Consider the following 277-nt stretch of genomic DNA (forward strand, 5'->3'; position numbering starts at 1 on the left):
ATGACCAAATTGCTGCTTGAAGTAGCGCTGGGGACTTAATCAGGAGGAGTGCAAGTGGGAGAGAAGATGCATACGATTTATGTTTGTTCGGATTCCGTGGGGGATACGGCGAATACCGTCGTACAGGCGACAATTCGTCAGTTTAACGCAAGCTTGGTGCAGGTGAAGCGTTACGGTTCAATCCGGACGGAGGACGAGGTCCGCGCGTTGGTGGAGGAAGCTTCGCGGGCAGGCGGATTCATCGCTTACACGCTCGTTCTGCCGGAGCTTAGAGAAA

1 protein-coding gene is annotated in these 277 nt (G+C 53.8%); it reads left to right on the plus strand.

Annotation, left to right across the window (positions count from 1 at the left end):
• Positions 1-66 precede the first annotated feature (66 nt).
• Positions 67-277, plus strand: a 211-nt coding sequence (locus KVT27_RS24380; RefSeq protein ID WP_217582152.1) for a kinase/pyrophosphorylase, incomplete at its 3' end; no start/stop codon positions are given.

The sequence above is a fragment of the Lysinibacillus sp. GbtcB16 genome (genome assembly GCF_019091145.1).
In the GTDB taxonomy this organism is placed as follows: Bacteria; Bacillota; Bacilli; order Bacillales_A; family Planococcaceae; genus Lysinibacillus; species Lysinibacillus fusiformis.